We start from the raw sequence: 13,804 nt of genomic DNA, 5'->3' as shown, positions 1-13,804 counted from the left end.
TGAATAGTTTGAATGGTTTTGAATGGGTTTGTGAGCCGCTGGCCGTAAGGCCTCGGGCAACGAGGAATGCCCGGAATGCGAGGAATGCCCGGAATGCCCGGCCGCTTACGCGTCGCGGCTCACTAGAGTGATTAAAACGGCTGGTTGGACGTAACGCGGTTGGGATCTAGTTGCGGCGGAAGATTCGGCCACCTTGGAAGGAGCTCGGTTGAGTCCAGTTTCGGGTGCGGCTGTTCGACCAAGCTCGCGTTCGGTTGCCGTGGCCGGTGGATTCGCTGCCGCCGTAGACTTGGCCGTTCTGAATGCCAGTGCTACCGCCGGACGTCACTCGTCGATTTCCGCCTTGGGAAACCACCCCGCCATGGCTGATGTGAGTTCCGTTGGGGCTGATCGTCATGTTCATGTTGTGGGCCACGCCCAAGGGACCAGCACCGCCACCGATCGAATTCGACAGGGCGATTCCGTTGGGGCCGGCACCGACCGCGAAGCCGTGACCGAATTGAACGCCGTTCCTCGAACTGCTTTTTGATTTGGCGAACTTTAATTGGCCGTCCGCCGAAGCTCCGGCTTCGGCACCGCCACGGAAGATATCGACAAAGGTACTGGCCCGTTGAGCCGATGCGGGTGTCGCGGTTGCTGCGGCGATCATCAGGGTTGCGACGCAGCCGAGTAGGGTTTTCTTGGTGTTGGAGAGGGTCATCGTTTTTCTCGCGGGTATGAAGAAGTTGGTGGTTTGGACGACTCAATCAAGCCGCCTCACCAACACCTGCGAGACCTCCGCAGAAAACCCTTAAAGAAATTCCTTAAAAAGCATTTTCAGCGTTTTCGGGGAAAGGGGAGCCAGGGTAGTTTTGTTCGTTCCCCGAAGCAGGGTGCCAGGGTGGTTTATGTGTCTCGTTTCTTCCGTTTGAGTTCCTGCTCCAGTTCCTCAATCTGCCGCAGATCTTCCGCATCCGCCTCGGCCACTTCCGCGATCCGTCGCTGGGCATCGAATGAGTCATAGCGATCGTGGGCGACTTGAGTCATCTCTTCTCGGCTAACCTTGCCGGATCCTTCGAGCACCGCTTGGTCGTTGAATCGCAACAGGTCGTCGACGTTCTGCCGCCAGAAATCGAGCGACAGATCCTTGCGTTTCTTCACCCGCAATTCGGCTTGTTCCAAGAAGATCACGACCAAGCGATTCAGCGTGTCGATTTCGTCCTGAGTCAGATAGTTCTTCGCAACGATCACGTCCTGCTTCCGCACACGCGAACCCTTCCAGTTCTTCAACGCCATGCTTGGTTCGCTGGGGTTGGCGCGGCCAACGATCAACTCGGCGGCGGTTTGCCCCGTGGCCGCGTAGTGCAGCTTGTTCTGTACCTCGGCAAAAAACAATTGCGTGGCCCGTTCGTCGAGACCGTAATCGCTGCTGAGGGCGAACAGGTCACGAACCTTTTGGTAGAACCGTTTCTCGGACGCTCGAATCTCGCGAATCCGAGCCAGCAGTTCATCGAAGTAGTCCCAGCCGCCGGGATCTTTCAAACGCTGGTCATCCATCACGAAACCCTTGACCAGATAATCGCGAAGGTGAGTCGTCGCCCATTGGCGGAACTGGGTGCCGCGTGGCGAGCGGACACGGAAGCCGATGGCCAGGATCAGGTCGAGGTTGTACTGTTTTGTGCGGTAATTCTTGCCATCGGCGGCAGTTGTCAAGGATTCCTTGACAACTGAATCAGCCCGCAATTCGCCCTCCTCCAGGATGTTTTTGGCGTGCAAAGAAACATTCTGCTTGGTGGTTTGGAATAGCTCGGCAATCTCAGCTTGACTCAGCCAAATCGTGCCGCTGTCAACTCGCAACTGCAGCCGACTCTCCCCGTCTTCAGACGTGTACAGGATCAGATCGCTCATGCCTTCGCCTTCTTGCTGGTCATATCGGTGTACATCGCGAACAGCATTTCAAGGCGTTCGGTGTCGTTCTTAAATCGGCGTCCGATGTAGATGCGTTCGTGTCTCTGAAAAGGTGGTCTCTGAAAAGGTGTCGGACACCGAATTGGCTGTTTCGGTAGCTTCAATCAATGGTCATCACTTCAGTTTCTTGGGGCGTCCTCGTGGTCGCATCGTTGACTCTAAATCGAACTTGTGTGCGTTGGAGTCTACCCAATTTTCTCCACCAAAGGGAACACCTCGCTTCACGCTCCAATCAAGCTGCTCGCGCTCGGCTTTTCTGAAGTCCGTGCGTACGATGGCAATCCAATTTCGCGAGCGTCTGATCGGCCAAGGAGATAGCAACTGATTGCCCAGAACCGTTTTGGCCGACCAATCAAACTCCGCGAACTCCTTTGCAGGAGAGTTGACGCACCTTGACCAACACAATCACTCGCGAGGATTGATTGATCGATTCACTGATCAACGACTTCGTTTTCTGGCAACGGAATGACGGATACCTCGATGTCGTCGTACCAGACTTCGCCGGGACCGGCCGAGACGATTCTCAGCTCCACCTCAGCCACCGTTAGGCTGGGATCGGCGGATGGCCCAACGTCGAAATCGGCTGACAATTCCGTCCAGTCTTGCTGACCTTGCGGCACTCGCAGCATGGTCGGTGGCCGATCAGCAACTTGGATTTCCAATCGAGCTGAATCGGGTTCGAGATCTTTTGTTTTGACCCAAACCGAAAGTCGGCATCGTGATTGAGCTGGGATAGGGAATGTTTGTGATGTGCTGCCGCTTGCGTCTGATTTGTCAATTTCGCGTTCGGTATCGCTGGGCAAATCGTCGCCAACAACATGCAAGGAATACTGATCGCGATAAGCCTGCTTTTGAGTGACCTTGGCAGTTGCGGCGTAGCCCGGTGAGTTTAACCAGCGGATTCCGTTTTCGTGATTCCAGTAACGCATTTGACCAACTTCGAAATCACCATTCAGAAGCGATGCCCGCATTGGTTTTCCATCGGTTGAATCGGAGATATCGACTTTGGTTGCACGCGGCAATTTCGCGAGCGATTTAAGGAACGATTCCAACGCCTCGGTTTCCTTGGCGTTGACCGATCTCGACCGCAAATCTCGAAAACGGGCCACCAGCGGTTTTGCTGCTTCGGCAATGTTGCACGCCGCCTGGTAGTCCTGCGCCGATTCAAACGCAGCGAGCGCTCGTTCGTAACGGCCAAGCATTGCCAGCACTCGCCCCACGCCCAACATGCATGCCGCCCGATGTTCGTCGCCCGTTGCCAACTTGGTCGCACGACGAAACAAATCCAACGCAGCCGGATGATTGCCATTGAGATCTTCGCAGACCGCCAACCCATACACCGCCCAAACATGGGAAGCATCCTTATCGCCTGCTGCTTTGAAGTCTTCCATCGCACCGTCAATGTCTTCACGATCGACTCGCAACATCCCACGCACGGCATACGCATGCGCTGATGCGTCAGGGCTAGCCAGCGATACCTCAATATGCTCCATCGCATCGTCTAGTTTTTGCTGGTTCAGACAAATCGAAGCCAGCAGCGTTCGCAATTGCAACTGATCCGGGTTTTGCTGGATCTGTTTTGCGGTGTACTCGGCTGCCTCTTGTCGGCCACGAATGTCATCAGCCGCGATTAGCTTTGAATCAGCGGATTCAAGCAGCGGAAACGTTTTTGTGGATGCTTCCAAGAACAGCTTCCTCGCTTCGTCATGTTGGCCAGCCGTGGCAAGCGACATGCCATACGTCCAGCCGACCCACGCATGATCTTTGGCGAGCCGATACGCCGTTTGGGCGTCTTGAATACTCCACAGCAACAATTCCTTTTGCTGTTCTTGCAGTCTGATTCTGTTTCCTTCGGAATCGTCAGCGGAATCCAGTTCTTTCTCGATCGCTTCGTACTGAAATCGAAATAGCGATGACCGGTCGGCGAAGGCGAAACAGGATTTTGGGTTGATCGCAATGCACCGCCCCATGGTTTGAATCGCGGGTTGGTAGCTGAGCCATGATGGTTCAGTTTCGCGGCTTGCGATGAAGTATTGCATCTGGCCCAGATTTAGCTGCGTCCAATAATGATCGGGACGCAGCGACGCTGAACGTTGAAACAGGTCCCGTCCCGCCAGAATAGGATCCTGGTTTTTGTAGTCGCGAAAGACGACGCGAAACGACGGATCCATGGCTGAAATTAAGCACAGCACGCCCATCTTCTGTGCGTCGGGTGCGTTGCGAGGCGTCAGCAAATCTTCGGCCTTGATTCGCCGACCGGTTCGAGTTCGGTATCGCGCGATGCCGCGATACCAACGCGCCGATTCGGATTGTCGGAAGTAATCGATTCGGTCGCTGACCACGATCGCCGCTTCCGCTTCCTCGATTCCAGCACCCGATTGCATCCGCCGCAACGCTCGCAGCAAACGTCCGCCGCCGCCTTCCTGCATCACGCCAAACAAACGTGTTCCGATTGTTTTGATCAACATGCCGTCCAGCATCAACCATGTTTGATACACGTCCCAACGCAATCGATCGCGGCGGTCTGGATTCAGATCCTGCTGCGGCAGATGCATCCACCAATCTGGTTTGTCCCAAACGCCCAGTGATTTCAGTGCCGCCGTCGATGCCATGATGCCCTCGGTGTCGCGGCTCATCACGTTGTACTGTTGGCCGAGTTCCGATTGCTGATAGAAGTCAGTCAGTTTTTCAAGCCGTTGCAACCGTGCGGTGATGCGTTCTTTTTGTTCTTTCAATTGGGAATCTTGCGGAACCGTCGATGTGGCCGCTGTGTCGTTCGAGCTGAGCGTTTTTTTGGCTCGACGTAGAATCGCAACAGCAGAATCGAGTCGGTCGGCTGCGATTTCTCGGCTGGACATTTGCCAGGCAGATTCAGCCGATTCCCGTGTCTCTGTTAGCCGCTGCGTTTGGCTGGCGAGTAGCTGGTTTGCTTTTGCTGTTCTTTCTTTTTCCAGTTTGAAATTTCGGGCCTGCTGATAACTCCAAAGGATCGAACCTGACACTAAACTCATCGTCAGCAGTGTCGCCGCGACACCGCCGCTCATCGCCAAGGTGCGGTTCTTGCGAATCCAACGTCCCATTCGTGACGCGATTGGGTCAGTGAAAACGGAAACCGGTTCATCGGCAAGCCAATGTTCAATGTCTTGCGAAAGTTCAGATGCAGACGCGTATCGATCGATCGAATCGGTTTCCATCGCTTTCAAACAAATCGCTTCCAACGTCGCAGGAATGCTGGCATCGATCTGACGCGGTGGAATCAATATCCCTTGCTTGACCCGGTCGATCAACTTGGCAATCGACTCTTCATTGTGCGGCGGTTTTCCGGTCAGGATTTGATACAGCGTCGCACCCAGCAGATAGACGTCCGTGCGGGTGCCCATCGAATCAAGTTTGCCGCTCGCTTGTTCGGGACTCATGTATTGCGGTGTTCCGACGGCCCCACCAATCCGCGTGCGACTGGATTCACTTTTGACTCGGTCTTCGCCAAGCTGCTCGATAAATTGAGCCGTCAATGAATCATCAAAATCAGATTCCAACATCTTGGCCAACCCCCAATCGACGACCAGTGTTTCGCCGTAGGGGCCGACCATGATGTTGGATGGTTTGATGTCGCGGTGAATGATGCGGCGACTGTGGGCGTATTCGATCGTGTTGCATACGTCGATGAATCGGTTCAGCAATCCACGCAGTTGTGCGACGGTGTTGCCGGCTTCCCGATGGTCGTGGATGACCTGCTTGAGCGTTTTGCCTTCGATGAACCGCATTGCATAAAACGGTCTTCCGTCGGGCCAAGTGCCCATCGCATAAACAGGCACGACGCCGGGATGTTCCAGCCGACCGGTGACCTCGGCTTCTTGCAGAAATCTCGCACCGGCTTCTTGATGCCCCTGCCATTTGTGAAGGATCTGTTTAACTGCCACGTCACGTCCCAATTGCCGGTCCCGGGCCAATAGAACCTCGCCGAGACCGCCTCGATCGTGAACCATCAGGATCTCAAAACGATCCGCTTCGCTTGCCGAAGCATTCGACGGTGGCGTTGTATTCGCGGAATTCCCTTCGTCCAAATTCGGCGAATTCAAAAACTTGGATGCTAGAAAGTCGTCGTCGCCTGCGGCTGCATCGGCCAACAACAATGACTCCACGATCGCCTTCAGCTTCGGGTCATCGCCACACTTCGACGCAATGAACGCGGCTTGGGCGTCGGCTGGCATCTCGACGGCTTCCAAGAAGATCGCTTCGGCAATTTGCTGCGTTTGATCGTGCTTCATTGGGTCCGGCAAAGTATTTCTCAGAAATCGTTAAGGGGTTTTCGGCAACTGCCCGCAGGTACTGGTGAAGACAACAAAACCTTCCCACCATCCGACACTTTACAACATTTACCAAGGAACCCTGACCATGAACATTCGCATCCTGACCCTCGCTGTTGCCGCTCTTTCCCTGATCGCCAGCGAAGTTGACGCACAAGTCACCGCCAGCAGCTATTCAACCGGCGGCACAGCGATCTCGACCGCCAGCGGCCGAGGCAACACACGGCTCAACGCAACCTCGTTCGCCACGGGCGGCGGATACGCAAGAGCCAGCATGCGAGGCAGTGGTCGCAACGGCGGATTCGCCAGCGGCAACAGCACCGCGATCGCAGCCGGCGGCGTCGCAATCAGCAACGGACGTTCCCACGCCAACGGCTGGGGAGCACGTTCACGAGCCGACTCGACCGCACTTAGCCTTGGCGGTTTCTCGCGAAGTACCGGAATCGCACGAGCCAACGGAACATGGTCCAACGCCCGAGCCGATTCGATGTCCGTTGCCGACTTTGGGCAATTCAGCAGTTCACGATCGCGTGCCGTAGACAACCGTTGGGGCCAACCGATCTACACGACTCAGCCGGTCTACTCCAACCAACCTGTCTACTACGGCCAATGAACTTTCAATCAGGCCCAACGCTAACACTCGCAGCCTTGCATCAGAATTGATGCAAGGCTGTTTGCGTTTATCTTGGTCAATTCCAGGACGTAGGCCGTGCGGAACTCCGCGACACACGGCTTCACGATCAATGCCGTAACTCGCTTCACTCGCGACGGCCTACAAGCTCTGTTCCGCGATCAAAGCATTTCCATGGGATCGATATCGACGACGTATTGCACGTCGTCTTTTTCTGGAATGACAAACTTGTCGGTCGCCGTTCGGATGACCTCGCCAAGAGGCCCTGATGCGACGGCTTGCAACAGGATGTGAAAGCGGTACTTCCCTTTCAGCTTTGACATCGGTGGCGGAGCCGGGCCCAAGATGCGGACTTCGTGACCGAGTTTGTCTCGTGCGGATTCGAAGTGGCGTACTAAAGACTCCGCCGTTGATTCAGTGACCTCTTCGACGCCGCCACGAATGATGATTCGAGCAACGCTGCCCAATGGCGGGTAGTTGAACTTTCGCCGAGCGTTCATTTCATCATGGGCGAACTGTTCATAATCGTGGCGTGATGCAGCTTGAATCGCCGGGTGTTCGGGTGAAAAAGTTTGCACAATCACTCGCCCGCCACGGTCGCCGCGTCCGGTGCGACCGGCGACCTGAGTCACCAAGCCAAAGGTCCGTTCGGCGGCACGGAAATCGGGGAAGTGCAGGGCACTGTCGGCATTGATCACTCCCACCAACAACACGTTGGGGAAGTCCAGTCCTTTGGCGATCATTTGCGTGCCCAACAAGATATTGATTTCGCCCGATCGGAACGCGGAAAGCACCTTTTGGTGGCTGCCAGGCCGGCGCATCGTGTCGCTGTCCATGCGTGCGACCTTCGCGCCAGGGAACCGACTTTTGACCTCGACCTCCAGACGCTGCGTCCCGAGGCCACCGTAGCGAATTCCGTCAAACCGGCATGCCGGGCACCAGGGTGGCGTTCCGATCGTGTAATCGCAGTAATGACAAACCGCCTTGCCACCATCACGGTGATGCGTCAGCGGCATGTCACAATCGGGACACGAAACCACATGACCGCACGAAGGACATTGAATCGTCGTGGCAAACCCGCGTCGATTGAGCAGCAAAATGATTTGACCGTTTTCCTCCAGCGTATCCACCACTGCCTGATGCAACGGACGACTGATTGCACCGGACGTGCGATCATCACGGTTTTTCAAATCCACCAATTGCACGTCGGGCATGGGCCGATTGCCAACTCGCGACGGCATCGAGATCAAATCAGCGTGACCGGTCGAACAAGCGTGCCAGGATTCCAGCGACGGTGTTGCCGTGCCCAGGATGATCGGGATTTTCAGCGACATCGCTCGCGCGTGTGCCACTTTGCGGGCGTGGTACCGCGGCGCGGTTCCCTGTTTGAACGACCCGTCGTGTTCTTCATCCAAAATGATCAGACCTAGACGTGGCAGCGGAGCAAATACGGCGGACCTTGGACCAATCACCACCTGAACTTCGTTTCGACGAATTCGTTGCCATTGGAAATGGCGTTCGGCTGGCGTCATTTGCGAGTGCAGGACGGCAACGCCCTCGAACCGACGTTCGAATCGGCCGCGAGTCTGCGGTGTCAACGATATTTCAGGAACCAATACGATCGCGCTGCGACCAAACTTGACAACGTGCTCGATTGCGCGAATGTAGACTTCGGTTTTGCCGCTGCCGGTGACGCCATGCAACAATAACGCTTTCCCTTCCTCGGCATCCACCGCGTCTTTAATTTTCCCCAACGCAACCGACTGGTCATCGGTCAATTCATGTTTGGTTTCAGTTTCGCCGTCGTCGAGTTGCCATCGCATCGGTGTACTCGTCGCCATTTCACGACGAGCTTCCGAAACGACCAAGCCCTTTTTTTCCAGCGACTTGATCGGACTGATCGTGCAATCGGCTCCGATCATGACTTGAGCCGACGTCATCGGCCGGCCTGACATGATCAGGAAACGAATCGCTTGCTGTTGTTTGGGCGGTAACGATTCAATCAATTCGTCTTCGATGTCACGGCGAGTCAGTTTGAAATACGTTCGCTCGCGTGTTCCCGCGTTGGATCGAACGCTCGAAGGGATCAGCGTGTCAAAAACTTGGCCGGCGGGTGCCTGATAATAGTGACTCATCCACATCACCAACCGCACCAAGTGGGCGTCGCACAGCGGATCGTCATCCAAGACCTCGCTGACATCGCGCAGCGTTCGCGATGCCGAGGAACCCATTTTGGTTTCGGTACACCAACCAATCATGGCTTTCTTGCGATGCCCCAGCGGAACCTTCACCCGCATGCCGGGTTTCAGGTCGTCCCGCATTTCGTCTGGGATGCGGTAATCGTAAGGCCCATGCGGCGCTTCGCTGAACACAATCGTGGCCGTCGCGACGTCATCCTGGACCGCCAATTCCCAGGGCGGGGGCGCGGTCTCAAACAATTCCTCTTGCTTCTGATGTCCTGGCTGCTGACCTTTATCAGCGGGCGGCATGTTCTCGAATTCGTCCAACGGGTCCGACATTAAACTGGGTATCGCGGAGGGTAAAAGGTCTTTTGGAAATTGTGCTTGATCAGTCAACATAGTGAATCTCGTCAGGAATTCGGACCCGGTTAGATTCATCATCGCGACGCGTCGGACACGTCTGGTCACAAAGAAGTCAGGATCAACGTTACATTGGTCCAGAAGCGTGGATTGTCGGACGAATGAAAGTCAAACAAAAGGAACTCAACTGGTGCCGCAGCGGATTGGAATTTTTGGTGGGTCGTTCGATCCGGTACATTTGGGGCATCTTTGGATTGCCGAGGCGGCGCGGGAACAATTGTCGCTGGATCAGGTGCGGTGGATTCCGGCTGCGACGTCGCCTCTAAAACCCGATGGCCCCGTCGCGTCGGATGATCATCGATTGCAGATGGTGCGATTGGCGATTTCGGGGAATCCGTTTTTCGTGCTCGATGATCGCGAGATCGCTCGTGGCGAAGTCAGCTATACGGTGGATACCGTTGCCGAAATTCAAAAACAGCATCCTGATGATGAATTGTTTTTAATCGTCGGCAGTGATTCGCTCGCTTCCTTTGATCGTTGGCATCAACCATCACAGTTGTTGGAACTTGCAACCCTAGCCGTGATTCAGCGAGGCGGCGATGCGGAGATTGATGTTTCGATCCTCAAGCGTTTTTGTGATGACGCCCGCCTGCAAACGGTCAAGAACAGCGTGGTGCCGATGCCATTGATCGAAGTCAGCAGCACCGATCTAAGACGCCGAATCCTGGGAAACAAAAGCGTTCGCTATCAGGTTCCAGCCGCGGTGGAGGCGTTCATCCGCAGCGAAAAGCCATATCAGTAACCGAATTAGAATCGGCCGTTCCATTGCATTTGCAGGTAAAGCAAAACGCATCGAAATCCCAACCCGAACGCGTAAGCGAGGGATCGCTGCAGCCTGGATCCCTCGCTTACGCGTCCGGGTTGGGATATTGGGGCGTTGTTTCGTGATGGTTTCTAAGCCAACATTTGATAGCAATCTTTGGGGCGGAATTTTCTTGCCTTTACCCAGGTCGGGTCAGTTTGTTAGTTCGGTGCTGGAACACTGCGATATCTGAAACACTGCGATATCTCGCAGGGTCTCCGCATTTGAATTTCTAGTTTACGATCGGACCAGCTAACGTGGCGCGACAAGAAAGTCTTGGCCAATATCACTTAACTTTTGGGGCGAGCACGTCTCTGCGGTGGTCGTTTTTGCTGTCGTTTTGGATTTCGGCTGCTTTTCAACCCATTTGTTTCGCTGACGAAGGGCACGTTGCCGAACAGAATCGTGCTGAGTCTGCTGCCGATTCAATACATACCGATTCCCAAGCAAAGAGACTCCGTTTGGTCGCGGGCAAGTCGCTGAGAATTGTGCAGGCCAATGAGAAGATGCCGTGGGTTTTTCAGATTCAAGCCACCTCCAGCTCTGACTCGGCTGATATCGATGATGACCCTCTGACGCTTTCTTACTCGGTCCACCAAGCCGGTTTGGGGCACAAGGTACTGTCCGGCCGACGTGAAATCCTCTTCGCTGAAACAGAACAATCGCAAACGATCTCTCTGGATGATCGTTCGCCCAAGGAAGCGGGCGTTTACGAAGTTCGTTTTCAACTCGTTCGACGCAGTGACAATCTTTGGGCTCGTTTGCGACCCAAAGAGATCGTGTTGGAGGAATTGCGGGTTCCTATGTTAGTTCAATTGCCACCTTCGGCTGTGTCGCCACTTTCATCGCGACAATCAACTTCATGGCAAACGATCGGCGAAATTCGTCCTTCGGATACTGCCATGGCACTGGGGCAATGGTTGCCCGATTCCGCCGCCCGTTTGATTCCCGGCGTGCGATACGTGAAGGGCAATCTGCAAAAAGGTCAGGCTGATGGCGAATCGATTTCCATCGTGCAACCCAAAAGCGTTTTTCAAGCCAAGCTGCCGATCATGGCAATCGGTTACCCACATCGGATTACGATTCGGTGTCCGCGTGATCAGGCCCGCGGATTGCGAATCGATTTAGGACACGGAGCCGATCAGACTCAATCAAGATTCTCATCGCTTGTTCAGTCACGTGATTCTGTGAGCCATCTTGGTGCCTATCGCCAGGACGAGAATGGACAAGCGACGAATGATCAGGGTGATGATCCTTCGCGAACTGCATCCGACGATCGCTGGTTGACTCGAACTTATCTGTATTACCCACAACCAGACGATCAAGTTTGGCTAACAAATTTGAATGAATCGGATCCCGTTGCCTTTGAGTCCATCACGGTCACCGCTGGACCAGCGACTTCCACGAATCTGGTTTATCGGAAGTCTGTCGGTGGGCCGATGATGCGAGGGATTGTGTTGTCCATTTCAGATCCTTCTTGGATACAGACTTGGACGGAAGACTGGCAATCCGTCGATGAGTCACCCGTCTGCGAACCCCGATCGATTGGTCTTCATCAGTCTTGGCTGGCCGCTCATCGTGTGGTCGAACAGGCCCAAGCAATGGGAGCATCGTCACTGTCGATTCCGGTTGCACCGATTGAATTTTCGTCGCCAAGCACAGCGATCGATGACCAAGAAGCGGACAGCGAAGCCGTCGTGCTGAACGTGTTCGAGCGATTTGACATTGCGATCAAGCCACAAGTATCACTGGTTGGCAATCAAGCCGATTCGTTGCAGCAAACAATCAAACGCTTCAGTGAATTTCGCTGCTTTGATGGACTCGTCATCACGATGGATCAGTCTTCGGAGGTAACAAAAGACACGCTTGATGTTCTGAAAAAACTTAGTCGAACGAAACGTTTGTTGGTTCGTACGGATGGCCGACTGAATGAGAAAACTCAACAAGACATCGCCGGCATTGAAGGCGCGGTCCTGGTTGCAAACTTTGATTTCTCGGGTTCCGTCCGCCCGGCAAGCGATTTCTCGTCCGCGGGGTCACCCCGAATGACAGGCGTTGCAGTGATCGATGATCCGATCGCGCGGCAGGATCCTGCGGGCTGCTTGTTCGAGATCATTCATCGATCCAGTCCAAGCGTCGTCGTGATCGACGAAGCAGTCGTCAAAGGCACGGTCGACGACCAACTCAATCGAATCAGTAAATCCTTTGAAGCGTTGCCAGTCAGTTCTGTCAAGCAACTTGAACCGTTGGATCCCGGTGACGGGACATGCCAAATCGATCAGGCGATCGTTGAGAACCGTGTGTTGATTTCATTGTCCAATTTGGCACCGTGGAACAGCATCATTCAATTGGAATCGCTTAACGATTCAAACGGTGCGGCCGGCGCTGAGGCATTGCTAAGTGATGCGGTGCTTTGGGAACGCATTGATGATGGGTCTTTTGAATCCATGAACGGTCTAAAATTGACCCAGGGTTTGGATGTGGCTGCTCGCCAGACGCTATTGCTCCGATCGAGATTTCCCGTCCCGCCGACTTCGCAAGTTGGAATGGCATCGTGGCGATGGAGTTCCCGAGTCGCTGGGGGTGATCGCGTTGTGGATCAGATCAAAAAGAATGTTACCGAAATCGTTGAACGCGTGGGAATGCTCAGTGATCCCGCGTCCAACGATCAATTGAACAACGGAAGCTTTGAGACGGTCGGTGAAATGGGGTTGGTGGGATGGTTACACGCCCAACATCCACCGGGTTGCGTGGTGGTTGATTCCGAACAAGCGAGTGATGGTGCAAAGTCGATTCGATTGAAAACAGATCAAGCTGTTTCGGCACGAACTTGGTTGGTTAGCGATACGATTGAGGTTCCCGCGTCAGGACGTCTCGCCGTTTCGATGGCTTTGCGTGGCGACCAGATTGCGGGGGAACCTTCGTCAGTTCCGCATCCGCAAAATCGAGCAACTGTTCCCGATCAGGGTGTGAGTGTCAAAAGTACACCGCCGCAAGCAGATCCAACCAGCGAAAAAGTGCAACATCTGCGAGTGTCGTTGGAGGGAACGCAAGCAGGAGTTCCGATTCGCAAGAGTGCGGACGTGGAGATTCAGCGTTCGGGAATCTGGCAGCCTAGACGTATAGTATTAGAGGTCGATTCAATTGACCCAAGTACGACCGATTCGCTGCGATTGACGATTGACAGTATGACGCCCGGTTTGGTTTGGATCGATGATGTTCGTTTACATGATGACTTTTCCACCGCTCGGGAACGAACCGATCTGCAGAGACAAGCGTTTCTTGCCGTCGAGGGATTGCACCGAGGCAATTTGACACCGTCGGCAAATTTGCTGATGAATCGTTGGGCAAGTCGGTTGTTAGAGCAGTCGGATCAATCCGGAGATGCTTCGGAAAAACCATTGCTTTCAACGGAGTCGGCGAAGTCCAACTTGATCGAAGACGTTCCTGAAGTCGCGAACCGAAATCGCGTCTGGTTGTTGGAACGCCTTCGCTTTTGATTCTTCTTTACGGTTTA

7 protein-coding genes are annotated in these 13,804 nt (G+C 54.4%); 3 read left to right on the top strand and 4 right to left on the bottom strand.

Annotation, left to right across the window (positions count from 1 at the left end; translation table 11 throughout):
- Positions 1-166 precede the first annotated feature (166 nt).
- The 3 genes from RC85_RS02900 to RC85_RS02885 all read right to left on the bottom strand — a co-directional run bounded on the left by RC85_RS02900 (position 167) and on the right by RC85_RS02885 (position 6,215).
- Positions 167-700 carry a hypothetical protein gene (locus RC85_RS02900; protein ID WP_068258452.1) on the bottom strand — a complete coding sequence of 178 codons (534 nt, stop codon included), beginning with the start codon at positions 698-700 and terminating at the stop codon, positions 167-169.
- 185 nt (positions 701-885) lie between these two features.
- Positions 886-1,887: a virulence RhuM family protein gene (locus RC85_RS02895; protein WP_068258451.1), complete on the bottom strand. Its 1,002-nt coding sequence runs from the start codon at positions 1,885-1,887 to the stop codon at positions 886-888.
- Between the two features lie 491 nt (positions 1,888-2,378).
- Positions 2,379-6,215 (bottom strand): protein kinase domain-containing protein, encoded by a 3,837-nt coding sequence (locus RC85_RS02885; RefSeq protein ID WP_068258449.1) that lies wholly within the window; start codon positions 6,213-6,215, stop codon positions 2,379-2,381.
- A gap of 127 nt (positions 6,216-6,342) precedes the next feature.
- Between RC85_RS02885 and RC85_RS02880 the strand changes: the two genes are divergently transcribed.
- Positions 6,343-6,867: a hypothetical protein gene (locus RC85_RS02880; protein WP_235033336.1), complete on the top strand. Its 525-nt coding sequence runs from the start codon at positions 6,343-6,345 to the stop codon at positions 6,865-6,867.
- A gap of 179 nt (positions 6,868-7,046) precedes the next feature.
- On the opposite strand, the gene priA is transcribed toward RC85_RS02880, so the two are convergent.
- Entirely contained in the window at positions 7,047-9,464 is a 2,418-nt protein-coding gene (priA, locus tag RC85_RS02875) for a replication restart helicase PriA (protein WP_068258447.1), read from the bottom strand.
- A gap of 151 nt (positions 9,465-9,615) precedes the next feature.
- Here priA and nadD point away from each other — a divergent pair, with 151 nt between their 5' ends.
- Both nadD and RC85_RS02865 read left to right on the top strand, forming a co-directional pair.
- Positions 9,616-10,227 carry a nicotinate-nucleotide adenylyltransferase gene (gene nadD / locus RC85_RS02870; protein ID WP_235033335.1) on the top strand — a complete coding sequence of 204 codons (612 nt, stop codon included), beginning with the start codon at positions 9,616-9,618 and terminating at the stop codon, positions 10,225-10,227.
- Positions 10,228-10,544: 317 nt separating this feature from the next.
- The gene (locus tag RC85_RS02865; protein ID WP_068258445.1) at positions 10,545-13,787 is read left to right on the top strand and encodes a hypothetical protein; all 3,243 of its coding nucleotides are present in this window, start codon (positions 10,545-10,547) and stop codon (positions 13,785-13,787) included.
- Positions 13,788-13,804: the final 17 nt, after the last annotated feature.

The organism is Rubripirellula obstinata, assembly GCF_001642955.1.
Taxonomy (GTDB): Bacteria; Planctomycetota; Planctomycetia; order Pirellulales; family Pirellulaceae; genus Rubripirellula; species Rubripirellula obstinata.
The sequence above is the reverse complement of the archived record's forward strand: the minus strand, read 5'-3'. Positions and strand labels throughout refer to the sequence as shown.

Bases quoted from the DNA above. Each gene is read 5' to 3' on its own strand.
- RC85_RS02900 (WP_068258452.1), bottom strand. From the start codon at position 700: ATGACCCTCTCCAACACCAAGAAAACCCTACTCGGCTGCGTCGCAACC.
- RC85_RS02895 (WP_068258451.1), bottom strand. From the start codon at position 1,887: ATGAGCGATCTGATCCTGTACACGTCTGAAGACGGGGAGAGTCGGCTG.
- RC85_RS02885 (WP_068258449.1), bottom strand. From the start codon at position 6,215: ATGAAGCACGATCAAACGCAGCAAATTGCCGAAGCGATCTTCTTGGAA.
- RC85_RS02880 (WP_235033336.1), top strand. From the start codon at position 6,343: ATGAACATTCGCATCCTGACCCTCGCTGTTGCCGCTCTTTCCCTGATC.
- priA (WP_068258447.1), bottom strand. From the start codon at position 9,464: ATGTTGACTGATCAAGCACAATTTCCAAAAGACCTTTTACCCTCCGCG.